The following is a 22,925-nucleotide window of genomic DNA, read 5'->3' as shown; positions in this document are numbered from 1 at the left end:
ATTTAGGGTTTGAGGCCATGCCTTAATTTCACCCAACAACTACGGGAGCATTTATGAAAACTGTTGGCGACAAACTCGAACCCTTCAAGGTCACCGGCGTCAAGCCTGGCTTCAACCAGCACGAAGAAAACGGTGTTTCGGCGTTCGAAGACATCACCGAAAGCTCGTTCCCGGGCAAGTGGAAGGTGATCTACTTCTACCCGAAAGACTTCACTTTCGTGTGCCCCACCGAAATCGTCGGCTTCAACAAGCTGGCCAAAGATTTCGAAGACCGCGATGCCGTCCTGCTGGGCGGTTCGACGGACAACGAATTCGTCAAGCTGGCATGGCGCCGCGAGCACCCGGACCTGAACAAGCTGGCTCACTACCAGTTCGGCGACACGACCGGCTCGCTGGTTGACCAGCTGGGCGTGCGCGACAAGAGCGAAGGCGTTGCTTACCGCGCCACGTTCATCGTCGACCCCGACAACACCATCCAGCACGTCTCGGTCAACAACCTGAACGTGGGCCGCAACCCTGAAGAAGTCCTGCGCCTGCTCGACGGTCTGCAAACCGACGAACTGTGCCCGTGCAACCGTTCGGTTGGCGGCGCAACGCTGTAAGACCTCCGGCCCGGCTCGTCCGGGCTTTTCCTGCTCCAGATTATAGGTAAAAACTATGGAATTTCTTTCATCAATCAAAGATCAACTGCCGGATTGGGCCAAAGATATCCGCCTGAATCTGGATGCCGTGATCGCGCGTTCTACCCTTGCCCCCGAAGATGCCGTGGGCGCCGCCCTGTCGGCCGCCTTCGCGGCGCGCAGCCCGGTGCTGATCGAGGCCTTCAAGAGCGGCCTGTCGGATACCGACGCCAACGCCGCGCTCACCGCCTCGGCGCTGATGGGCATGAACAACATGTGGTACCCCTATGTCGAAATGACGGGCGACGCTCAGCTCAAGAGCCTGCCGGCTCAACTGCGCATGAACGCCTACGCCACCCACGGCGGCGTGGACAAGAAGCGGTTTGAGCTGTTCGCGCTGGCTGCGTCCATCATCGGCAAGTGCCACTTCTGCGTGCAGTCGCACTACGAGAACCTGAAGAAAGATGGCCTGACGGTCGAGCAATTGCGCGACGTTGGCCGCATTGCTTCGGTTGTCAACGCAGCCGCGCTGTCGCTGGCCGCCCAAGGCAAGTAAGCAGCCGCGCTGACGCCGCGTGCCCGACGCCAGACGGTGTCAGGCGCCGCGGCGCTGTCACACCTAGGGGTAGCGCGCCACCAGCGCTACAACGGTGGCCGCGATGCCTTCTTTACGCCCCAGATAGCCCAGACCTTCGTTGGTCTTGGCCTTGATGTTGACCGCCGTCGCATCGAGCCCCGCGTCCGCGGCGATATTGGCCGCCATGGCTGCGGCGTGCGGCCCGATTTTCGGGGCCTGCGCGTGCACGGTGGCGTCGATATTGACCGGAATCCAGCCGGCGGCGCGCACCTTGGCCACCGCTTCGCGCAGTAGCACGCGGCTGTCGGCCCCCTTATAGGCCGGATCATTATCCGGAAAATGGCGCCCGATATCGCCCAGCCCGGCCGCCCCGAGCAAGGCGTCGGTCACGGCATGCAGCAGCACATCGGCGTCGGAATGCCCCAGCAGGCCGTGCGTGTGCTCAATGGTGACGCCGCCGATGATCAGCGGCCGGCCCGATACCAGGGCGTGTACGTCGTAGCCTTGCCCGACGCGGAAGGGAAAGTTCATAGCCATTTTTCCATCAGTTCGAAATCGTCGGGCCAGGTGACCTTGAAGTTGCGCATGTCGCCCGGCACCAGCAGCGGCGCATGCCCCGCCGCCTCGATGGCCGAGGCCTCGTCGGTGACCTCGGCGCCGGCCGCCTGCGCCTGCCGCAGGGCGGCGCGCAATACGCCCGCACGGAACATCTGCGGCGTCTGCGCAAGCCAGAGACCGTTGCGATCCAGCGTGGCGGCCACCCGCGCCGCGCCGGAAACCGAGCGTGCCGACTTGACCGTGTCGGCCACGGGCAGCGCCAGCAAACCGCCCACGCCGTCGTCCAGGCAGGCATCGATCAGCCGCGCCAGCGCCGCGGCGGGCAGCCCCGGGCGCGCCGCGTCGTGCACCAGTATCCAGTCGTCATCTCGGGCGCCGCTATCGGCCAGCGCGGCGGCCACCGTGGCGGCTCGCGTCGCGCCGCCGCAAGCCCGCCACGACGTGCGCGGCAGCCCGGCCAGCGCCGGCGCGGCCCGCTCGTCGCCGGCAGACACCGCCACGCGCACCTGCGCGATGCGCGCATCGGCCAGCAGGGCGTGCACCGCGCGCCGCAGCATGGGCTGGCCGGCCAGCAGCCGATATTGCTTGGGAATGTCGGGCGCCCCCGGGCGGCCGGCGCGCTGGCCCACGCCGGCGGCGGGCACAATGGCGATCAAGGAATCTCTCATGGCCCGGTGATTTTATAATCTTCGTCCTGATGCCTGATTCCTCACTCCCCGGCGCGGTTCCGCGCATACCCGCCACCGCCACCACGCTGTCCGCCCTGAAGCCCGGCGCCCGCTATGCGCAGCCGCGCCCCCCCGGTTCGGCCGATGCGTTTTTGCTGACCGACCTGGCCCGCCAGGCAGGCCGTCCGCTGGTCGTGCTGACCGCTGCGCCGCTCGAGGCGCAACGCCTTGCGGATGAAATTCCGCAGTTCGGCCCCGAACTGCGCGTGCGCCAGCTGCCCGACTGGGAAACCCTGCCGTACGACGCGTTCTCGCCTCACCAGGACCTGGTGTCCGCCCGGCTGCAGACCCTGCACGCGCTGATGCAGAAAAGTGTCGACGTGCTGCTGGTTCCGGTTACCACCGCACTCTATCGCATGGCGCCGCCGTCGTTCCTTGCCGCCTATACGTTTTCGTTCAGGCAGAAAGACAGGCTCGATGAAGCCGCGCTGCGGGCGCAGCTGACCCTGGCGAACTACACCCATGTCACGCAGGTGACCGCGCCCGGCGAATTCTGCCTGCGCGGCGGGCTGATCGACCTGTTCCCCATGGGCTCGGCCCTGCCCTACAGGCTCGACTTGTTCGACGATGAAATCGAATCGATCCGCAGTTTCGATGTAGATACCCAGCGCAGCCTGTATCCCGTGCGCGAAGTCGAGTTGCTGCCCGGGCGTGAATTTCCCATGGACGAAGCGGCCCGCAACCGCTTTCGCGCCCGTTTTCGCGAAGTGTTCGAGGGCGATCCGTCGCGCGCCCTGCCATACAAAGACATCGGCAACGGCATTGCTTTCGCCGGCGTCGAATACTACCTGCCGCTGTTTTTCGACGAAACCGCCACGCTGTTCGACTACCTGCCCACGGATTCGATCGCGGTCACGCTGGGCGATATCGACGACGCAGTGCTGCGCTTCACGCAAGACACCGCAAGCCGCTACGCCTTCCTCAAAAGCGACCGCGAACGGCCCGTGCTGCCGCCCGAGGCGCTGTTTCTCGACGCCGAGGCGCTGCACGCGCGCTTCAAGGCATTCGCGCGCCTGGCGCTGACCGACAGCGGACCGCATCCCGACTTCCGCGCCATTCCCGATGTCAGCGTCAGCCGGCGCGCCGAAGACCCTGTCGGCCGCCTGCGCGCCCTGCTGTCGCGCGGCGAATCACGGGTCTTGCTGTGCGCCGACTCTGCCGGCCGCCGCGAAACCCTGGCGCAGATGCTGGCGGAGTTCGACCTGGCGCCCGATGCCCAGCCCGAATCGATCCAGGCCTTCCTGGCATCGCAGGCCATGTTCGCGCTGGGCGTGGCGCCGCTGACCACCGGCTTCGGCATTCCGTCGGCAGAACTTACCTTTCTTACCGAGAACGACCTCTATCCCGGCCACGCGGGCGCGCCGCGCCGCGGCCGCCGCGACCAGGAACGCGCCAGCAACGTCGAAGCCATGGTGCGCGACCTGTCCGAGCTGCGCACGGGCGACCCGGTGGTGCACGCGCAGCACGGCATCGGGCGGTACCAGGGGCTGGTCAACATGGACATGGGCCATGGCGAGATGGAGTTCCTGCATCTCGAATACGCCAACGGCAGCACCTTGTACGTGCCGGTCTCGCAATTGCACGTCATCGCCCGGTATAGCGGCGCCGATCCGGAATCGGCCCCGCTGCATCAGTTGGGCTCGGGCCAATGGGACAAGGCGCGCCGCAAGGCCGCGCAGCAGGTGCGCGATACCGCCGCGGAACTGCTGGCGCTGTACGCGCAACGGGCATCGCGCCAGGGTTACACCTTCAATCTGCCTTTGAACGATTACGCGGCCTTTGCCGAAGGCTTCGGCTTCGAAGAAACCGCCGATCAACGTGCGGCAATCGAGGCCGTCATCGGCGACATGACCTCCGGCCGGCCCATGGACAGGCTGGTTTGCGGCGACGTCGGGTTCGGCAAAACCGAAGTCGCGTTGCGCGCCGCCTTCCTGGCCGTGGCCAATGGCAAGCAGGTGGCGTTGCTGTGCCCCACCACGCTGCTTGCGGAGCAGCACGCCCAGACCTTCTCCGATCGCTTCGCAGACTGGCCGGTGCGGGTGGTGGAGCTGTCGCGGTTCCGCTCGTCCAAAGAAGTGTCCGAAGCGGTGCAAGGCATCAACGATGGCCGCGTCGACATCGTGATAGGCACGCACAAAATCCTGTCCAAGGACGTGCGCTTCAAGCGGCTGGGCCTGGTGATCATCGACGAAGAACACCGCTTCGGCGTACGCCAGAAAGAAACCCTCAAGGCGCTGCGGGCCGAGGTCGACGTGCTGACGCTCACCGCCACGCCCATCCCGCGCACCCTGGGCATGTCGCTGGAAGGCATCCGCGATTTCTCCGTCATCGCCACCGCGCCGCAGAAGCGGCTGGCCATCAAGACCTTCGTGCGACGCGAAGACGGAAGCACCATCCGCGAGGCGTTGCTGCGCGAGCTCAAGCGCGGCGGCCAGGCGTACTTCCTGCACAACGAGGTCGAGACCATCCACAACCGCCGCGCCCGTCTGGAAGAACTGGTGCCCGAGGCGCGCATCGCGGTGGCCCACGGGCAGATGCCCGAACGCGAGCTCGAGCAGGTGATGAAGGGTTTCTATCAGCAACGCTACAACGTGCTGTTGTGCACCACCATCATCGAGACCGGCATCGACGTTCCCTCGGCCAACACCATCGTCATCCATCGCGCAGACCGCTTCGGGCTTGCCCAGCTGCACCAGTTGCGCGGACGGGTCGGCCGCTCGCACCACCAGGCCTACGCGTACCTGCTTACGCCCGGCGAAGATGCCATCACGTCCAACGCCAAGAAGCGGCTCGAAGCCATCCAGGCCATGGAAGAACTGGGCTCGGGCTTCTACCTGGCCATGCACGACCTGGAAATCCGCGGCACCGGCGAAGTGCTGGGCGAATCGCAATCGGGCAACATCCACGAAATCGGCTTCTCGATGTACAGCGAAATGCTCAACGAGGCCGTACGCGCGCTCAAGGCCGGCGAAGAGCCCGATATGGACGCGCCGTTCAACTTTGCCTGCGAGGTCAACCTGCACGCGCCGGCGCTGTTGCCATCGGACTATTGCCCCGACGTGCATGCCCGGCTGGGCATATACAAGCGGCTTGCGCATGCGGCCGACGAAGACGACCTGATACGCATCCAGGAAGAACTGGTGGACCGCTTTGGCAAACTGCCCGAAGCCGCCCAGGTGCTGCTCACGACGCACCGCCTGCGGCTGGCGGCGCAGCCGCTGGGCATCACCAAGATCGACGCCAGCGAGGCGCAGGCCCTGCTGCAGTTCGGCCCCAAGGCCGCCGTCGACCCCCTGCGCATCATCGAACTGGTGCAGAAGCAACGGCATATCAAACTGGGCGGCCAGGACAAGCTGCGCATCGAATTCAAGGCGCCCCAGGTCGCCGCGCGCGCCGATGCCGTCCGCGCGGTGCTGCGCTCTCTGAAGTAATATCCCGGCGATGCCGCCTACCCTGTAGATTCCATGCCTACCCATCATCTCGTTATCCAGTCCCCGGCCCTGAGCGCCGGGCAAACCGAACAACTGGCCGCGCTGGCGCAGGCGCAGGGCGTCATGCAGCTGGGCGCCACGGCCGCCCGCCTGCTCGATGTCGCGCACGACGCAGAGGTACGCACGCAGGTCACCCAATGGGGCGAACAGCATGGCGTGGACACGGCCTTCATCGCGGCCGGCGCGCGGCTGTCGCAATGCAAGGTGCTGGCCATGGACATGGACTCGACGCTGATCAATATCGAGTGCATCGACGAGATCGCGGGCGTGGTCGGCGTCAAGCCGCAGGTCGCCCAGATCACCGAGGCGGCCATGCGCGGCGAGATCAAGGATTTCGCCGAAAGCCTGCGGCGCCGCGTGGCGCTGCTGCAGGGCGCGCCCGCCTCGGCGCTGGAACAGGTTTATGCCGACAAGCTGCGCCTGAATCCCGGCGCGGAAACGCTCATTTCCACCGCGCGCGCGGCGGGCCTGAAAGTCATGCTGGTATCGGGCGGGTTTACCTTCTTTACCGAGCGGCTGCGCGAACGCCTGCAGCTCGACAGCGCCCACGCCAATACCCTGGAAATCCGTGATGGCGTGCTCACGGGCAAGGTGCTGGGCGACATTCTCGACGCGGACGCCAAGCTGGCCCACCTGCGCGCCTTCGCGCAGTTGCACGGCGCAACGCCCGACCAGACCATCGCGCTGGGCGACGGCGCCAACGATCTGAAAATGCTGGGCGCCGCCCGCTATGCGGTGGCTTACCGCGCCAAACCCATCGTGCGCCAGCAGACGCCCTATGCCCTGAATGTATCGGGGTTGGACGCGGTGCTCAATTGGTTCGAAAGCTGAACCGCCGGCGCTAAAGGCAGCCAGACTCCGGCACGACGGTGGTTCGGTAAGGTGTCTGACACCCTATGGGTGTCAGACACCAACTGCATTATTGGCGCGCAAGGTGTCTGACTCCCTATGGGTGTCAGACATCAACTGCATTCGATTGGGCGCACAAGGTGTCTGACACCTATCGGTGTCAGACACCAATCGCGGGCGCGACGATCTTTCGTTGGGTGCCAGGCACCCATTTATGGCGCACCCTTTGCCGCGACGCTGGCGCGCGGCCTCAGTACTTGAGGTTTACCGACAACAGCGCGGCGCGGCCGGTGCCCAGCGCCGCATAGTGCGCTCCGTAGGCCCGCGTGTAGTACGTCTTGTCGAACAGGTTCACCACGTTCAACTGCGCGCTCAGGTGCTCGTTGAACCGGTAGGCCGCCATGGCATCGAAGCGCCAGTAAGAAGGCACCCATCGTGCCCTGGGGGTGCCGTCGGCGTTTCGGCCCGCATCCGCATTGCCATATACCTTGTCCACATAATATGCCCCGCCGCCCAAGGTCAGCTTCGGCAAGACCTGGTAAGTGGACCACAGGCTGAACGCGTGGCGAGGCGTGTTGGGCAGTTCCTGGCCCACCGCACCGCTTTCGAACGCCCCGCTGACCAGTTCACTATCCATGAAGGTATAGCCGCCGAAAACGTTCCACTTGGGGGTGATACTGCCCGAGAAGCCCAGTTCAATGCCCCGCACCTTCGACTTGCCCACCTGCTCGCTTTCGGTAGCCGACACCATCACATTGGTGTTCTTGCGCACGTCCTGGAACAGCGCCGCGGTCAGCATCAGGCTGTCATCGAACAGCTGCCATTTTGTGCCCACTTCGACGGTGCGGCTCTTTTCCGGCTCCAGGCCGGCGCTGTCCTCAGACACCACATCATTGACGTTGTTGCCCGCGACGGATGACGGCGTCGACGACGTGCCGAACGTGGCGTAGATCGTGCCGTTGGGCAGCGGCTTGTAGGCCAGGCCCAACTGGTAATTGAACAGATTGTCCTCGCGGCTGGCATCGTAGTTGGGCGTGCCTGCCGGCGCGCCACGCCCCGGCGCGATGTTCTTGCCGCTGATCTGGTAGTTGTCCCAGCGCAGGCCCACGCTGGCCTGCCACTGCTCGTTGAACTTGATTGTGTCAAAGCCATACACCGCCATGGTGTTGGTGGTGTAGGTTGCGGGGTTGTCGCGGCGCTCCAGGCGGCCCGGGTAGTACGTGTGCGGGTCGGCATCCCACAGCGACGTGCACCAGGCCGTTGCGGCCATGGGCGGCGCCGAGCAATTACTGCCGTTGCCGGGCTTGCCCAGCTCGTCGTAACCGTCCTTGTCCTGCACCACGTTGGTGTACTCGAACCCCACATCGAAACTGTGCTTCAGGGTGCCGGTTTCGAATTCGCCGCTCAAATCCGTCTGGTTGGTAAACGTCTTGGTGGCGAAGTAGCCCGATTTCAAGGCGCGGTACACCAGTCCGTTCGCCACATTGCCCTTGCTGTCGTCCGGATTGGTGGCGGCAAAGTCCATGGTGGCGCGCGTATATCGCGTCACGTTGCGCAACCGCAGGCGATCCGAAAAATCGTGCTGGATATCGACAGTGCCCGTGTCTTCGCGCTGGCGCATGAAGTCGCGCCCGGTCAGGCCATAGAAGGTCTTGCGGCTGACGCCCCGGGTTTCGGTCACCGGCTGGCCCGACTCCGGATCGTACGGAATCGAGTAGTCGGGCATGCTGTCGTCCTGGTAATGCTGGAAGCTCAGCGTAATGCGGGTAGGCGTGCCCAGCCCCAGCATCAGCGACGGCGCCACTCCCCATCGCTCGAAATCCACCGCGCTGTCGCGGCCAGGCACATCGCCCTTGTTGCCCATCAGGTTCAGCCGGAAGGCGGCCTGCTCGCCCAGCCGCCAATTTCCATCGGCCGTTGCGCGGTAATTGTTGTCGGTGCCGACCTGCACGGAACCTTCGGCAAAGTCATTGGCCCTGGGTTTCTTGGTCACCAGGTTGATGCTGCCGCCCGCGCCGCCACGCCCCGAATACACCGAATCGGGGCCCTTGATGATTTCCACCTGTTCCAGGTTGAATGTATCGCGGGTCTGCGTGCTGGTGTCGCGCACGCCATCGACGAAAATGCTGCCGGCCGAGTTCTGGCCGCGGATAATGGGCAGGTCGCCGCCGGCCCGGCCCCCTTCCCCGGCGCCAAACGTGATGCCGGGCGAGTTGCGCAGCACGTCCTGCAATGTCGTGGCGGCCTGGTCCTGGATCACTTGCTGAGGCACCACCTGCACGGTGCGCGGTGTGTCCAACAGCGGCGCCGTCATCTTGGGCGAGCGCGATACCGGCACATCGTAAGACGACGACTCGCCCTCTACCTGCACCGGCGACAACTGAGGAACTGCGGTTTGCGCGCCCGCGGGCGCAGCCAGGCAGAACGCCGGCGCGACCATCGCCGCGGCCAGCGACGACGCCAGCGACTGCGTGGAATAGGAATCCAAAGATCTCAACGCTCTCTCCAGTTAATAAAAATAGCAATAATTCTTATTAATTAACGGGGCTAGATTCTGAACTTTTCCACTGACAGACGCCTGAACACGGCCCGCCCGACGCGCATTGCCACGGAACGTCGAAACCAGCGATCCACCCGAGGGCAAAAAAAAAACGCCTGCTTGCAGCAGGCGCTTGGGGTGGGGGCGATGCAGGATCAGGTCCGCAAGGACGGATGCCGCTTGAACAGATACCGATAGACAAAACCCGGATATCCCAGCACCAGGTACAGGCTCAGGGTAATGGCGTAGAACTCCCAGCCCTGCGAAAACCGATTGCCAAGTGCGGCTTCAAAGGCAAACCCCAGGGCCAGCACCAGGCCGTAGTAAGCCAGGAGTTCCAGCATGCGCAGCCAGAACGGCTTGGCGCCCTGCTTCCAGGGCAGCACCACCAGCACGCGTTCGGTCAGGAACGGCAGATTCGCGCTGACCAGGGCCAGCGCGATCAGCAGCCAGACGGCAACGGTCTGGCTCATGACGCTACAGGCCCAGGGAGGTCTGGATGGCGTGCACGCACAGCGCCATCAGCCCGCCCGGCAGAATGCCCAGCACCAGGATCAGCGCGCCGTTGATCGACAGCACGCCGCGCGGAGCGCACGGTGCGGACACCGGGCCCACTTCGGCCGCGGGGTCGTCGAAGTACACCACCTTGACCACCCGCAGGTAGTAGAACGCGCCGATCAGCGAAAAGAGCACTGCAATGACCGCCAGCGCAACGTGGCCGGCTTCCACCAGCACCTGCAGCACCGCCAGCTTGGCGTAGAAACCCACCATGGGCGGAATGCCGGTGAGCGAGAACATCAGCAGCAGCAGGATGGCCGCATGCCAGGGGCTGCGGCGATTCAGGCCCTTGAGGTCGTCGATCTGCTCGCACTCGAAGCCCTGCCGCGACAACAGCAGGATCATGCCGAAGGTGCCCAACGTGGTCAGCACGTAGATCAGCATGTAGAACAGGGCCGATCCGTAAGCCTGGGCCGACGCGTCAGGCCGGCCGTCCACGGCGCCGGACATCAGGCCCAGCAGCACGAACCCCACATGCGAGATGGTGGAATACGCCAGCATGCGCTTGAAGTTGGTCTGGGCAATGGCGGTCAGGTTGCCTATGGCCAGGGAAAGCACGGCCAGGATCATCAGCATCGGCTGCCAGTCGGCCGCCAGGTCATGCAGGCCTTCCACCAGCAGGCGCAGCGTAATCGCAAAAGCCGCCAGTTTGGGCGCCGCGCCCAGGATCAGCGTCACGGCAGTGGGCGAACCCTGATAGACGTCGGGCACCCACATATGGAAAGGAACGGCGCCAAGCTTGAACGCCAGCCCCGCCACCAGGAACACCACGCCGAACACCAGCGCCATGTCCTGTTGCTGGCCGGCCGCCACCACTTTGGCGATTTCGGCGATGTCCAGCTGGCCGGTCGCGCCGTACACCATGGACATGCCATACAGCAGGAAACCCGATGCCAGGGCGCCCAGCACGAAGTACTTCATGGCGGCTTCCGTGGCCGTCACGTCGTCGCGCCGCAAGGCGATCAGCGCGTACAGGGCCAACGACATAAGCTCCAGGCCCAGGTACACCGTGATCAGGTTGCCCGCCGAGATCATGACCATCTGGCCCAACAGCGCCATCAGGGTCAGCACGTAGATCTCGCCGCCGCGCAGCATGTCGCGCGACTGGATATACACCCTTCCGTAGATCAGCGTGACCGCCACGGCAATATACGAGGCCACCTTCAGCAGGTGCGACAGGTTGTCGGCAACATACAGGCCGTTGAACGTACGCCCCGCGGCGCCGCTGTTCCACTGCACCAGCGACACCACCGTCAGCACGCCCAGGGTCAGCAAGGTCAGCAGGAAAGCAGGCTTGCGCTCGGGGCTGCTGCTGAACGCGTCGATGAGCAGGATAGCCAGACCGAGAGCCAGCAGCAGGATCTCGGGTGTGGCCAGGGCGAAATCGATGTGAGATTGCATCATGGTTCAGTCTTACAGTTTCGAGACGGCAACGTGTTGCAGCAGGGCCTGAACCGAGGCATGCATGACGTCGGTAAAGGGCTTGGGATAGATCCCCATGTACAACACGGCGATGGCCATCACGCCCAGGATCAGGAATTCGCGGCCGTTCAGGTCGGTAAGCTCGCGCACGTGGTCGTTGGAGATGTCGCCGAACGCCACCCGCTTGACCATCCAGAGCGAATACGACGCGCCCAGGATCAGGGCGGTGGCCGCCAGCAGGCCGATCCAGAAATTGTGTTCCACGGCGCCCATGATGACCATGAACTCGCCCACGAAGCCGCTGGTGGCCGGCAGGCCGCTGTTGGCCATCGAGAACAGCACGAAGAACGTGACAAAGCGCGGCATCACGTTGATGACGCCGCCGTAGTCGGCGATACGCCGCGAATGCATGCGGTCGTACAGCACGCCGATGCACAGGAACATGGCGCCCGACACGAAGCCGTGCGAAATCATCTGGACGATGGCGCCTTCGACGCCGGCCGTATTGAAGATGAAGAAGCCCAGCGTCACGAAGCCCATGTGCGCCACCGACGAATACGCCACCAGCTTTTTCATGTCGTCCTGGACGATCGCCACCAGGCCGATGTAGATGACGGCGATCAGCGACAGGGCGATCATCAGGCCAGCCAGGCTATGCGAGGCGTCGGGCGTGATGGGCAGCGAGAAACGCAGGAAGCCGTAGGCGCCCAGCTTCAGCATGATGGCCGCCAGCACCACCGAGCCGCCGGTGGGCGCTTCGACGTGCGCGTCGGGCAACCATGTATGCACCGGCCACATCGGCACCTTTACCGCGAACGCCGCCAGCAAGGCCAGGAAGATCAGCACCTGGGCCGTGTGGCCGAGCTTGACCTGGTGCCAGGTCAGGATGTCGAACGACCCGCCCGACGCGTTCCACAGGTAGATGAAGGCAACCAGGGTCAGCAGCGAGCCCAGCAGCGTGTACAGGAAGAACTTGAAAGCCGCGTACACCCGGTTGGGGCCGCCCCACACACCGATGATGATGTACATGGGGATCAGCGTGGCTTCGAAGAACACGTAGAAGAGCATGCCGTCCAGCGCGGCGAACACACCCACCATCAGCCCGGACAGGATGAGGAAGGCGGCCATGTACTGCGACACGCGGCTGGTGATGACTTCCCAGCCCGCCAGCACCACGATGATGGTGATGAACGCGGTAAGCAGCACGAACCACAGCGAAATGCCGTCGATGCCCAGGTGATAGTTGACGTTGAATGCCTCGATCCAGGGCGCCTTCTCGACGAACTGCATGGCGGCGGTGGAGGCGTCAAAGCCGGTGTACAGCGGAATGGTGACCGCGAAGCCGATCAGCGCGCCCACCAGCGACAGGACGCGCGTCAGCCCGGGACGGTCGTCGCGACCCAGTGCCAGCACCAGCAGGCCGAATACGATCGGTACGAAGATCGCAAGCGTAAGCCAGGGAAAAGTGTTGGATGCCATTTCGCTTGCCATCATTGGGGAATCAGCACAAAGAAAGTAATCAGCGCCATGATGCCGATGATCATCGCGAACGCGTAGTGATAGATGAAGCCCGACTGGAGATGGCGGCTTACCGCGGCCACCCAGCCCACCACGCGGGCACTGCCGTTGACCAGCACGCCGTCGATCAGGCCGCGGTCGCCGCTTTGCCACAGGCCGTGGCCCAGGCAGCGGGCGCCGCGCGCGATGACCTGTTCATTGATCCAGTCGACGTAGTACTTGTTGTCCAGCAGCTTGTAGACACCCGACAGGCCCGACTTGATGGCGGCCGGCACCTTGGGATTGACCAGGTAGCAGTACCAGGAAATGACCGCGCCGGCGACCACCAGCCAGAACGGCAGCGTCTGGAAGGCGTGCAGGCCATAGGCCACCCAGCCATGCCAGTTTTCAGCAAGCTCGGCCATGGCCGGATGCTGCGGCAGCACGGTGATCACGCCGTCGAAGAAGCCTCCGAACAGCATGGGGTTGACGGCCCAGGCGCCGATGACGACCGACGGAATGGCCAGCAGCACCAGCGGCAGGGTCACCACCCATGGCGACTCGTGCGGGGCGCCGCCATGATGGCCGTGGTCGTCATGGCCATGGCCGGCATGGCTGTCGTGACCATGGGCATCGAAGCGCTCTTTGCCGTGGAACACCAGGAAATACACCCGGAACGAGTACAGCGAGGTGACGAACACCCCGATCAACGTGGCGTAGTAGGCAAAGTCGGCCCCCCACACCCCGGCCGCGCCGGCGGCCTCGATGATGTGTTCCTTGGAATAGAAACCGGAGAAGAACGGCGTTCCGACCAGGGCCAGGGTGCCCAGCAGGAAGGTGATCCAGGTGATGGGCATGTACTTGCGCAGGCCGCCCATGTTGCGGATATCCTGGTCATGGTGCATGCCGATGATCACCGAGCCTGCGCCCAGGAACAGCAGGGCCTTGAAGAACGCGTGGGTCATCAGGTGGAAAATGGCCACCGAGTAGGCCGAGGCGCCCAGCGCCACGGTCATGTAGCCCAGCTGCGACAGCGTGGAATACGCCACCACGCGCTTGATGTCGTTCTGGATGATGCCCAGGATGCCCAGGAACAGCGCGCCGATGGCGCCGATCACGATGACGAACGACAAGGCCACATCCGACAGTTCGAACAGCGGCGAGAAGCGGGCCACCATGAAGATGCCCGCCGTCACCATGGTGGCGGCGTGGATCAGCGCCGAGATCGGCGTGGGGCCTTCCATGGAGTCGGGCAGCCAGGCATGCAGCGGCACCTGGGCCGATTTGCCCATGGCGCCGATGAACAGGCAGATGCACGCCACGGTGAGCAGCATCCAGTCGGTGCCGGGCAGGGTCTGGCCCGCCAGCTTGTCGGCCTGCGCGAACACGTCGGCGTAGTGCATGGTGCCGGTGTAGGCGAACAGCAGGCCGATGCCGAGCACGAAACCGAAGTCGCCCACGCGGTTGATCAGGAACGCCTTCATGTTGGCGAAGATCGCGGTAGGGCGCGTGTACCAGAAACCGATCAGCAGGTACGACACCAGGCCCACGGCTTCCCAGCCGAAGAAGAGCTGGACCATGTTGTTGGACATGACCAGCATCAGCATCGAGAACGTGAACAGCGAGATGTACGAAAAGAAGCGCTGGTAGCCCGGGTCGTCGGCCATGTAGCCGATGGTGTAGATGTGCACCATCAGGGACACGGACGTCACCACGACCATCATCATGGCCGACAGCGGATCGATCAGGAAGCCGATCTCGAGGCTGGTCTGGCCGATGAGGCTCCAGGTGTAGACGGTGCCGTCGTAGGTGTGGCCATTGAGCACGTCGCCCAGCACGATGACCGACCCCACCGTGGAAATGAGCACGCCCAGGATGGTGATGATGTGCGAGCCGCGGCGCCCGATGGGCCGGCCCAGGAACCCCGTGCCGAACAGCCCGGCAAGAATCGCGCCGGCCAACGGTGCGAGCGCGATCAGCAAGTACAGGTTTGGTGAGCTAGACATTTTCTTCCAATACCCCGTCAGCCCTTCAGGCGATCGAGATCGTCAACGTTGATCGTGTTCAGGTTGCGGAACAGCAGCACCAGGATCGCCAGACCGATGGCGGCCTCGGCGGCGGCGACGGTCAGGATGAAAAACACGAACACTTGTCCGGCGGTGTCGCCGAACCAGCTGGAAAACGCCACGAAGTTCATGTTGACGGCCAGCAGCACGAGCTCGATGGACATCAGCAGGATGATCAGGTTGCGGCGGTTCAGGAAGATGCCGAAGATGCCGATGGCGAACAGAATCGCACCCAGCACCAGGTAGTGGGCCAGCGTCAACGTCATTGTTTTTCTCCTTGGGCGTCGCCGGGCTGCCCGGCCACGCGGCCCAGGGCGCGATCGCTCTGCGCGGGCATGCTCACCAGGCGGTAGCGGTCTTTTGCGCGCACCCGGACGGCGGCGGCGGGATCGTTGTACTTGGCGTCGCGGCGGCGACGCAGGGTAAGCGCGATGGCCGCCACCATGCCCACCAGCAGCAGTGCGGCGCCCACCTGCACGGCATACACGTACTGGGTGTACATGGCCTCGCCCAGGGCGCGCGTATTGTTGTAGTCGCCTGCCACGGCGGCTTGCGGGCCGGCGCCATACCAGGTGGCGCCCAGCACGAACGACATCTCGACCACCAGCACGGCGCCGATGACTAGCCCCAGGGGCAGATATGTCTTGAGCCCGCGGCGCAGCGAATCGATGCGGATGTCGAGCATCATGACGACGAACAGGAAAAGCACCATCACGGCGCCCACGTAGACCAGCACCAGCAACAGGGCCAGGAACTCGGCGCCCAGCAGCATCCAGAGCATGGCGGCGTTGGCGAACGCCAGGATCAGGTGCAGCACGGCGGTTACGGGGCTGCGCGCCGTGATGACGCGGAAGGCGGCGATCACCAGGACCGCGGCCAGTATGTAGAACAGGACTGTGGTGAATGTCATGGATCAGACCTTGGGCGTCAGCGGTATGGCGCGTCTTCGGCCCGGCGGCGGGCGATTTCGGCTTCGTAGCGGTCGCCTACGGCGAGCAGCATGTCTTTGGTGAAGTAAAGATCGCCGCGCTTTTCGCCGTGGTATTCGTGGATATGCGTTTCCACGATGGAGTCCACGGGGCAGCTTTCTTCACAGAAGCCGCAGAAAATGCACTTGGTGAGATCGATGTCGTAGCGCGTGGTGCGACGGGTGCCGTCGTCGCGCTGGTCCGATTCGATGGTGATGGCCAGCGCCGGGCATACGGCTTCGCACAGCTTGCACGCGATGCAGCGCTCTTCCCCATTGGGATAGCGGCGCAAGGCGTGCAGACCGCGGAACCGCGCCGAGGTCGGCGTCTTTTCCATCGGGTAGCGCAAGGTGACCTTGCGCTTGAAGAAGTACTTGCCCGTCAGGCGCATGCCCTTGAGCAGTTCGGCCAGCATCAGGCTGCCGAAGAAATCTTTGATCGCTTCCATATCCTGCCTCAGCTTGGCGCGTCAGCGCCAAATGTTCCAGGGCGTCTGCATCCAGATCGCCACGACCACCAGCCACACGCCGGTCAGCGGGATGAAAATCTTCCAGCCCAGACGCATGATCTGGTCATAGCGGTAGCGCGGGAACGACGCACGGAACCACACGAAAAGAGAGACCACGCAGAAAGTCTTGATGCCCAGCCAGATCCAGCCCGGAATCCAGTTCAGCGGGGCGATGTCGACGGGCGAAGTCCAGCCGCCCAGGAACATGATCGCCGCCATGCACGACAACAGGATCATGTTGGCGTATTCGCCCAGGAAGAACAGCGCGAATGCCATGCCGGAATATTCGACCATGTGGCCGGCCACGATTTCGGATTCGCCTTCGACCACGTCGAACGGGTGGCGGTTGGTTTCGGCCACGGCCGAAATGACGTAGATGACGAACAGCGGCAGCAGCGGCAGCCAGTTCCACGACAGGAAGGTCAGGCCGCGGTCGGCAAACCAGCCGCGAGTCTGCCCCAGCACGATCTCGGTCATGTTGAGGCTACCCGAGACAAGCAGCACCGTCACGAGCACGAAGCCGATGGCCAGCTCATAAGAGAGCATCTGCGCCGAGGCCCGCAGGGCGCCAAGGAACGCATACTTGGAGTTCGATGCCCAGCCGGCCACGATCACGCCATACACGCCCACCGACGTGATGGCCATGATGTACAGCAGGCCGGCGTTGACGTCGGCCAGCACCACTTCGGGGCCGAACGGCACGACGGCCCAGGCGGCCAGAGCCGGCATCAGCGTGACAACCGGGGCCACGACGAACAGGATCTTGTTGGCCTGCGTGGGCACCACGACTTCTTTGGTCAGCAGCTTGAACACGTCGGCGAACGGCTGCAACAGGCCGCGGAAGCCCACGCGGGTGGGCCCCAGGCGTACGTGCATCGCACCGATCATCTTGCGTTCCCAGTACGTGAGATACGCCACGCACAGGATGATGGGCACGGCAATGATGATGATCTTGACGAGGGTCCAGACCACCATCCATGCGGTCGGACCAAGCAAGGCCTGGCCGTGGCTTTGAAGAATATCGAGCCATTCCATGTCAGGCACGCTCCACGCTGATTTCACCGAATGCGCCACCCAGGGCGGCTGTCTGTTCGAAGCCGGCCGATATGCGCACGGCACGGTCGGCCACGGCGTCGTCCTGCACGGCTTCGAGCTCGACCGATCCCGTGGCGCTCGCCACCCGCACCTTGACGCCGGCGGCAAGCCCCAGCGAGGCCAGCGTGGCGCCGTTCATGCGCGCGGTGGGCGGTTGCGACGCGGGCGTATCCTGCAGCGGGCCGGAACGACGCACGATGGCATCGGTGCGATAGATGGGCACGTCGGCCACGCGCTCGAGGCCCGTGCCGGGGCGGCCCACGCCGGGCGCGCCCTTGACGTCGTTGGACAGCCGGCTTTCGATGCCGCCCGCCAGCGCGGTATCGCGCACCGATTCGGACGTTTCGTCGTCGAAGCCCTGCAGCTGCAGCACATTGCCCAGCACGCGCAGCACCTTCCAGGCCGGACGGGTCTGCCCCAGCGGCGCCACGGTGCCCTTGAAGCTTTGGGCCAGGCCTTGCGCGTTGACAAAGGTACCGGACGTTTCCGTGAACGGCGACACCGGCAGCATGACATCGGCCCAGTCCTGGGCGGCCGACGCGTACGGAGTGAGCGCGACCGCGAACTCGGCGGCGCGCAGCGCAGCCACGGCCTGCGGGCCATTGTCGGCATCCAGCGCCGGTTCGGCGTGCAGCACGATATAGGCCTTGAGCGGTTCGGCCAGCATGGCGGCGGCAGTCTTGCCGCCCTGCCCTGGCACCGCGCCGGCCAGGTAACCGCCCACGGTGTTGCCGCCGGCGGTCAGGAAGCCGAAACGGGCGCCGGCCAGGTTGGAAATGGCACGCGCGTTCGCGGCCAGCAGCGATGCCTGGGGCGATGCGACGGCCATGTTGCCCACCAGCACCGCGGCATTCGAGCCGGATGCCAGGCTGGCGGCGATGAGCTTCGCGGCGTCATCGGGGGTGATGCCGGCGAATTCGGCGGGAACCGGCTGTTCTTTGGCTTGCGCCAGCGCCACCGCCACCTGGGCCAGCGCTTGCGGCAGGCTGGAGGGAGCCACCGTGATGCGGCCGGCCACGGGCAGCAACGGATCGTCGGCCGCGCTGTCGATCAGCAGGACTTGCGTGCCGCGCTTGGCGGCCTGGCGCAGGCGCTGCGCCATGAGCGGATGATCCTTGCGCAGGAACGAACCCACGACCAGCACGCGGTCGAGGTTGTCGAGCTCGGCTACCGGCATGCCCAGCCAGGGCGCGCCAGACAGCGCGGCGTCAAAGCCGGGATCGGTCTGACGCAGGCGGAAGTCGATGTTTTCGGAGCCCAGGGCGCGCACCAGGCGGCCCAGCAGCGCGAATTCTTCGGTAGTGGCGTACTCGGCGGCCAGGGCGCCGATCTGGCCCGCTCCATGGCTGTCGCGCACGCGCGACAGGCCCTGGGCCACGGCCTGCAGGGCGTCGGCCCAGGAGGCTTCCTGCCACTTGCCGTCGGCGCCCTTGATCATGGGCGCGGCCAGGCGGTCTTCGCTGTTGAGGCCTTCGTACGAGAAGCGGTCGCGGTCGCTGATCCAGCATTCGTTGATGGCTTCGTCTTCGTACGGCACCACGCGCATGACACGGTCGCCCTTGACCTGGATGACCAGGTTGGCGCCCAGGCTGTCGTGCGGGCTGACGCTGCGGCGGCGGGCAAGTTCCCAGGTGCGCGCGGTGTAGCGGAACGGCTTGGACGTCAGCGCCCCCACGGGACAGAGGTCGATCATGTTGCCCGACAGTTCGGACTCGACCGAGCGGCCCACGAAGGTGGCGATTTCGGAATGTTCGCCGCGGCCCAGCATGCCCAGTTCCATGACGCCGGCGATTTCCTGGCCGAAGCGCACGCAACGGGTGCAGTGGATGCAGCGCGTCATTTCTTCGGCCGACACCAGCGGGCCGAGATCTTTGTGGAACACCACGCGCTTTTCCTCGCGATAGCGCGAGGTGGAGCCGCCGTAGCCGACGGCGAGGTCCTGCAGCTGGCATTCGCCGCCCTGATCGCAGATGGGGCAATCGAGCGGGTGATTGATCAGCAGGAACTCCATGACCGACTTCTGGGCGGCCTTGGCTTTTTCAGAGCACGTGTGCACCACCATGCCATTGGTGGCAGGCGTTGCGCACGCGGGCAGCGCCTTGGGCGCCTTTTCCACTTCAACCAGGCACATGCGGCAGTTGGCCGCGATGGACAGTTTCTTGTGGTAGCAGAAATGGGGCACGTACAGGCCCAGCTTCTGGGCCGCATGCATCACCATGCTGCCCTCGGGGACTTCGACCTGATTGCCGTCGACGGTTAATTCAACCATTGCTGTTCCTGAGACCTACAGATATTGCGGGACCACACACGACTTGTGCTCGATGTGGTGCGCGAATTCGTCGCGATAATGCTTCAAGAAGCCGCGCACCGGCATCGCGGCGGCGTCGCCCAGGGCGCAGATGGTGCGGCCCATGATGTTGCCGGCAACGCTGTCGAGCAGGTCGAGGTCTTCGGGACGCCCCTGGCCATGTTCGATGCGGTTGACCATGCGGTACAGCCAGCCCGTGCCTTCACGGCACGGCGTGCATTGGCCGCAGCTTTCTTCGTAGTAAAAGTAGGAAAGCCGCAGCAGCGACTTCACCATGCAGCGCGTTTCGTCCATGACGATCACCGCGCCCGACCCCAGCATGGAGCCGGCCTTGGCGATGGCGTCGTAGTCCATGGTGGTGTCCATCATGATATCGGCCGGCAGCACTGGCGCGCTCGAGCCGCCCGGAATCACGCCCTTGAGCTTCTTGCCGCCCCGCATGCCGCCCGCGAGCTCGAGCAGCTTGGCGAACGGCGTGCCCAGCGGGATCTCGTAGTTGCCCGGACGCTCGACATCGCCGGTGATCGAGAAGATTTTGGTGCCGCCGTTGTTGGGCTTGCCCACTTCGAGGTAGGCCTGGCCGCCGTTGCGGATGATCCAGGGCACCGCGGCGAAGGTTTCGGTGTTGTTGATGGTGGTGGGCTTGCCGTACAGGCCGAAACTGGCCGGGAACGGCGGCTTGAAGCGCGGCTGGCCCTTCTTGCCTTCGAGCGATTCGAGCAGCGCCGTTTCTTCGCCGCAGATGTACGCGCCATAGCCATGGAACGCGTGCAGCTGGAAGCTGAATTCGGAACCCAGGATGTTGTCGCCCAGAAAGCCGGCGGCGCGCGCTTCTTCCAGAGCTTCTTCGAAGCGTTCGTACACTTCGAAGATTTCGCCGTGGATGTAGTTGTAGCCGACGCTGATGCCCATGGCGTATGCGGCGATGGCCATGCCTTCGATCACGACATGCGGGTTGAAACGCAGGATGTCGCGGTCTTTGAAGGTGCCTGGTTCGCCTTCGTCGGAGTTGCATACCAGGTACTTCTGCCCTGGAAAGGCACGCGGCATGAAGCTCCATTTGAGGCCGGTGGGAAAGCCCGCGCCGCCGCGGCCACGAAGGCCGGACGCCTTGACTTCGGCGATGACGTCTTCGGGCTTCATGCCGGTAGACAGGATCTTGCGCAGGGCCTCGTAGCCGCCGCGCTTGACGTAGTCTTGCAGGCGCCAGTTCTGGCCGTCGAGATCGGCGAGGATCTGCGGCCCCAGATGACGGCCGTGCAGGCACATCGACGTGGACAGGTCGCTGCCGGGGTTGGGGTCCAGCCCCTGGGCCCATTGCTTGTACAGGTCGGGCGCGCTCATGCCGATTCTCCTTGGGATTGCGCCTTCAGACCCTGGACCAGCGCGTCGAGCTTTTCTTCAGTCATGCGCACGCACATATGCTTGTTGTTCACGATAAGCACGGGAGAATCGCCGCAGGCGCCCATGCACTCGCCCTCGACCAGGGTGAACAGGCCGTCGGGCGTGGTTTCGCGATAGTCGACGCCCAGCTTGCGCTTGAGGTAATCGCCGGCTTTCTCGCCGTCGCGCAAGGCACAGGGCAGGTTCGTGCAGACCGCGATCTTGTGCTTGCCGACCGGCCGGGTGTCGAACATGTTGTAGAAGGTGGCGACCTCTTGCACCGCGATGGGCGGCACGCCGATATAGTTGGCCACGTCTTCGAGGACTTCGGGAGCCAGCCAGCCTTTTTCTTCTTGCGCGATGGCAAGCGCAGCCATGATGGCCGACTGCCGCTGGTCGGCCGGGAACTTGGCGAGTTCCCGATCGATTTTCTGGTAGGCCTGTGCGGAAAGCAGCATAGTTTGAATCCGGGTTATGCGGGGCGGTCGGGCTGGTGGATCAGCGGTCGATCTCGCCGAAAACGATGTCCTGCGTACCGATGATGGTGACGGCGTCGGCGATCATGTGGCCGCGCGCCATTTCATCGAGCGATTGCAAGTGGGCGAAACCAGGCGCGCGGATCTTCAGGCGGTACGGTTTGTTGGCGCCGTCGGACACCATGTAGATGCCGAATTCGCCCTTGGGGTGTTCCACGGACGCGTAAGTCTCGCCCGGCGGCACATGGAAACCCTCGGAGAAGAGCTTGAAGTGATGGATGAGCTCTTCCATGTTGGATTTCATGTTGGCGCGGCTGGGCGGCGCAACCTTGTGGTTCTCGATCATGACCGGCCCCGGGTTGTTGCGCAGCCATTCGACGCACTGGCGAATGATGCGGTTGCTTTCGCGCATTTCGGCCACGCGGACCAGGTAGCGGTCGTAGCAGTCGCCGTTGACGCCCACCGGCACGTCGAAGTCGACCAGGTCGTAGACTTCGTAGGGCTGCATCTTGCGCAGGTCCCAGGCCACGCCCGAGCCGCGCAGCATGGGGCCGGTAAAGCCCAAGGCCTTGGCGCGGTCGGGATCGACAACGCCGATGCCCACCAGGCGCTGCTTCCAGATGCGGTTGTCGGTCAGGAGGGTTTCGTATTCGTCGACGCAGCCGGGGAACCGGTTGGTGAAATCTTCGATGAAGTCGAGCAGCGACCCCGAACGCGCGTCGTTCATCTGGCGCAGTTCTTTGTCGCCCCGGTACTTGCTGCCGTCGCCGTATTGCGGCATGGAGTCGGGCAGGTCGCGGTAGACGCCGCCGGGACGATAGTAGGCCGCGTGCATGCGTGCGCCCGAGACGGCTTCGTAGCAATCCATCAGGTCTTCGCGTTCGCGGAAGGCGTACAGGAACACGGCCATGGCGCCCACGTCCAGGGCGTGCGAGCCCAGCGACATCAGGTGGTTGAGCAGGCGCGTGATCTCGTCGAACATGACGCGGATGTACTGCGCGCGCAGCGGCGGCTCGATGCCCAGCAGTTTCTCGATGGCCATGACATACGCGTGCTCGTTGCACATCATGGACACGTAATCGAGGCGGTCCATGTAGGGCAGCGCCTGCAGGTAGGTCTTGTGCTCGGCGAGCTTTTCGGTGGCGCGGTGCAGCAGGCCGATGTGGGGATCGGCGCGCTGGATGACTTCGCCGTCGAGCTCGAGCACCAGGCGCAGCACACCGTGAGCGGCCGGGTGTTGCGGGCCGAAGTTCAGGGTGTAGTTCTTGATTTCTGCCATGAT

At 64.4% G+C, this 22,925-nt stretch carries 19 protein-coding genes; 4 read left to right on the top strand and 15 right to left on the bottom strand.

Going from position 1 to position 22,925, the window contains the following annotated elements:
* The first annotated feature begins 53 nt into the window (after positions 1–53).
* Both CAL19_RS04485 and CAL19_RS04480 read left to right on the top strand, forming a co-directional pair.
* On the top strand, positions 54–602 hold the full coding sequence (locus CAL19_RS04485) for a peroxiredoxin (protein ID WP_026640301.1): 549 nt from the start codon (positions 54–56) through the stop codon (positions 600–602).
* Positions 603–657: 55 nt separating this feature from the next.
* Positions 658–1,176, top strand: a complete 519-nt coding sequence (locus CAL19_RS04480) for a carboxymuconolactone decarboxylase family protein (protein ID WP_026640300.1) — start codon at positions 658–660, stop codon at positions 1,174–1,176.
* A 63-nt stretch (positions 1,177–1,239) separates the two neighbouring features.
* Here the strand turns inward: CAL19_RS04480 and ispF are convergent, their stop codons facing one another.
* Entirely contained in the window at positions 1,240–1,728 is a 489-nt protein-coding gene (gene ispF / locus CAL19_RS04475) for a 2-C-methyl-D-erythritol 2,4-cyclodiphosphate synthase (RefSeq protein WP_094796123.1), read from the bottom strand.
* Positions 1,725–2,423, bottom strand: a complete 699-nt coding sequence (gene ispD / locus CAL19_RS04470; RefSeq protein ID WP_094796122.1) for a 2-C-methyl-D-erythritol 4-phosphate cytidylyltransferase — start codon at positions 2,421–2,423, stop codon at positions 1,725–1,727. The genes ispF and ispD overlap by 4 nt, the downstream gene beginning before the upstream one ends.
* 29 nt (positions 2,424–2,452) lie before the next feature.
* Between ispD and mfd the strand changes: the two genes are divergently transcribed.
* Positions 2,453–5,914 carry a transcription-repair coupling factor gene (gene mfd, locus CAL19_RS04465; protein ID WP_094796121.1) on the top strand — a complete coding sequence of 1,154 codons (3,462 nt, stop codon included), beginning with the start codon at positions 2,453–2,455 and terminating at the stop codon, positions 5,912–5,914.
* A gap of 33 nt (positions 5,915–5,947) precedes the next feature.
* A complete protein-coding gene (serB, locus tag CAL19_RS04460) occupies positions 5,948–6,805 on the top strand; it encodes a phosphoserine phosphatase SerB (RefSeq protein ID WP_094796120.1) in 858 nt (285 codons plus the stop codon).
* A 268-nt stretch (positions 6,806–7,073) separates the two neighbouring features.
* On the opposite strand, the gene CAL19_RS04455 is transcribed toward serB, so the two are convergent.
* The 13 genes from CAL19_RS04455 to CAL19_RS04395 form a co-directional block, all read right to left on the bottom strand.
* Entirely contained in the window at positions 7,074–9,332 is a 2,259-nt protein-coding gene (locus tag CAL19_RS04455) for a TonB-dependent receptor (RefSeq protein ID WP_249276265.1), read from the bottom strand.
* 185 nt (positions 9,333–9,517) lie between these two features.
* Positions 9,518–9,835 carry a DUF2818 family protein gene (locus CAL19_RS04450; protein ID WP_026640294.1) on the bottom strand — a complete coding sequence of 106 codons (318 nt, stop codon included), beginning with the start codon at positions 9,833–9,835 and terminating at the stop codon, positions 9,518–9,520.
* A gap of 4 nt (positions 9,836–9,839) precedes the next feature.
* Positions 9,840–11,324, bottom strand: coding sequence for an NADH-quinone oxidoreductase subunit NuoN (gene nuoN, locus CAL19_RS04445; RefSeq protein WP_026640293.1), 1,485 nt, complete (start codon positions 11,322–11,324; stop codon positions 9,840–9,842).
* A gap of 9 nt (positions 11,325–11,333) precedes the next feature.
* The gene (locus CAL19_RS04440) at positions 11,334–12,836 is read right to left on the bottom strand and encodes an NADH-quinone oxidoreductase subunit M (RefSeq protein ID WP_094796118.1); all 1,503 of its coding nucleotides are present in this window, start codon (positions 12,834–12,836) and stop codon (positions 11,334–11,336) included.
* Entirely contained in the window at positions 12,833–14,845 is a 2,013-nt protein-coding gene (gene nuoL, locus CAL19_RS04435; RefSeq protein WP_094796117.1) for an NADH-quinone oxidoreductase subunit L, read from the bottom strand. Before nuoL ends, CAL19_RS04440 begins: the two co-directional genes overlap by 4 nt.
* A gap of 17 nt (positions 14,846–14,862) precedes the next feature.
* Positions 14,863–15,171: an NADH-quinone oxidoreductase subunit NuoK gene (gene nuoK / locus CAL19_RS04430; protein ID WP_026640290.1), complete on the bottom strand. Its 309-nt coding sequence runs from the start codon at positions 15,169–15,171 to the stop codon at positions 14,863–14,865.
* Positions 15,168–15,815, bottom strand: a complete 648-nt coding sequence (locus CAL19_RS04425; protein ID WP_026640289.1) for an NADH-quinone oxidoreductase subunit J — start codon at positions 15,813–15,815, stop codon at positions 15,168–15,170. The genes nuoK and CAL19_RS04425 overlap by 4 nt, the downstream gene beginning before the upstream one ends.
* 17 nt (positions 15,816–15,832) lie before the next feature.
* Positions 15,833–16,321: an NADH-quinone oxidoreductase subunit NuoI gene (gene nuoI, locus CAL19_RS04420; protein WP_026640288.1), complete on the bottom strand. Its 489-nt coding sequence runs from the start codon at positions 16,319–16,321 to the stop codon at positions 15,833–15,835.
* 21 nt (positions 16,322–16,342) lie between these two features.
* On the bottom strand, positions 16,343–17,416 hold the full coding sequence (gene nuoH, locus CAL19_RS04415) for an NADH-quinone oxidoreductase subunit NuoH (RefSeq protein WP_026640287.1): 1,074 nt from the start codon (positions 17,414–17,416) through the stop codon (positions 16,343–16,345).
* Position 17,417: 1 nt separating this feature from the next.
* On the bottom strand, positions 17,418–19,745 hold the full coding sequence (nuoG, locus tag CAL19_RS04410) for an NADH-quinone oxidoreductase subunit NuoG (RefSeq protein ID WP_094796116.1): 2,328 nt from the start codon (positions 19,743–19,745) through the stop codon (positions 17,418–17,420).
* A gap of 15 nt (positions 19,746–19,760) precedes the next feature.
* Positions 19,761–21,128, bottom strand: a complete 1,368-nt coding sequence (nuoF, locus tag CAL19_RS04405; RefSeq protein WP_026640285.1) for an NADH-quinone oxidoreductase subunit NuoF — start codon at positions 21,126–21,128, stop codon at positions 19,761–19,763.
* Positions 21,125–21,625, bottom strand: coding sequence for an NADH-quinone oxidoreductase subunit NuoE (nuoE, locus tag CAL19_RS04400; RefSeq protein WP_026640284.1), 501 nt, complete (start codon positions 21,623–21,625; stop codon positions 21,125–21,127). The genes nuoF and nuoE overlap by 4 nt, the downstream gene beginning before the upstream one ends.
* 40 nt (positions 21,626–21,665) lie before the next feature.
* Positions 21,666–22,922: an NADH-quinone oxidoreductase subunit D gene (locus CAL19_RS04395; protein WP_026640283.1), complete on the bottom strand. Its 1,257-nt coding sequence runs from the start codon at positions 22,920–22,922 to the stop codon at positions 21,666–21,668.
* Positions 22,923–22,925: the final 3 nt, after the last annotated feature.

The sequence above is a fragment of the Bordetella genomosp. 7 genome (assembly GCF_002261265.1).
Taxonomy (GTDB): Bacteria; Pseudomonadota; Gammaproteobacteria; order Burkholderiales; family Burkholderiaceae_B; genus Bordetella_A.
This window is presented reverse-complemented; position numbering and strand designations above follow the sequence as displayed.

Coding starts and splice junctions, on each gene's coding strand:
- CAL19_RS04485 (WP_026640301.1), top strand. CDS start 54: ATGAAAACTGTTGGCGACAAACTCGAACCCTTCAAGGTCACCGGCGTC.
- CAL19_RS04480 (WP_026640300.1), top strand. CDS start 658: ATGGAATTTCTTTCATCAATCAAAGATCAACTGCCGGATTGGGCCAAA.
- ispF (WP_094796123.1), bottom strand. CDS start 1,728: ATGAACTTTCCCTTCCGCGTCGGGCAAGGCTACGACGTACACGCCCTG.
- ispD (WP_094796122.1), bottom strand. CDS start 2,423: ATGAGAGATTCCTTGATCGCCATTGTGCCCGCCGCCGGCGTGGGCCAG.
- mfd (WP_094796121.1), top strand. CDS start 2,453: ATGCCTGATTCCTCACTCCCCGGCGCGGTTCCGCGCATACCCGCCACC.
- serB (WP_094796120.1), top strand. CDS start 5,948: ATGCCTACCCATCATCTCGTTATCCAGTCCCCGGCCCTGAGCGCCGGG.
- CAL19_RS04450 (WP_026640294.1), bottom strand. CDS start 9,835: ATGAGCCAGACCGTTGCCGTCTGGCTGCTGATCGCGCTGGCCCTGGTC.
- nuoN (WP_026640293.1), bottom strand. CDS start 11,324: ATGATGCAATCTCACATCGATTTCGCCCTGGCCACACCCGAGATCCTG.
- CAL19_RS04440 (WP_094796118.1), bottom strand. CDS start 12,836: ATGATGGCAAGCGAAATGGCATCCAACACTTTTCCCTGGCTTACGCTT.
- nuoL (WP_094796117.1), bottom strand. CDS start 14,845: ATGTCTAGCTCACCAAACCTGTACTTGCTGATCGCGCTCGCACCGTTG.
- nuoK (WP_026640290.1), bottom strand. CDS start 15,171: ATGACGTTGACGCTGGCCCACTACCTGGTGCTGGGTGCGATTCTGTTC.
- CAL19_RS04425 (WP_026640289.1), bottom strand. CDS start 15,815: ATGACATTCACCACAGTCCTGTTCTACATACTGGCCGCGGTCCTGGTG.
- nuoI (WP_026640288.1), bottom strand. CDS start 16,321: ATGGAAGCGATCAAAGATTTCTTCGGCAGCCTGATGCTGGCCGAACTG.
- nuoH (WP_026640287.1), bottom strand. CDS start 17,416: ATGGAATGGCTCGATATTCTTCAAAGCCACGGCCAGGCCTTGCTTGGT.
- nuoG (WP_094796116.1), bottom strand. CDS start 19,745: ATGGTTGAATTAACCGTCGACGGCAATCAGGTCGAAGTCCCCGAGGGC.
- nuoF (WP_026640285.1), bottom strand. CDS start 21,128: ATGAGCGCGCCCGACCTGTACAAGCAATGGGCCCAGGGGCTGGACCCC.
- nuoE (WP_026640284.1), bottom strand. CDS start 21,625: ATGCTGCTTTCCGCACAGGCCTACCAGAAAATCGATCGGGAACTCGCC.
- CAL19_RS04395 (WP_026640283.1), bottom strand. CDS start 22,922: ATGGCAGAAATCAAGAACTACACCCTGAACTTCGGCCCGCAACACCCG.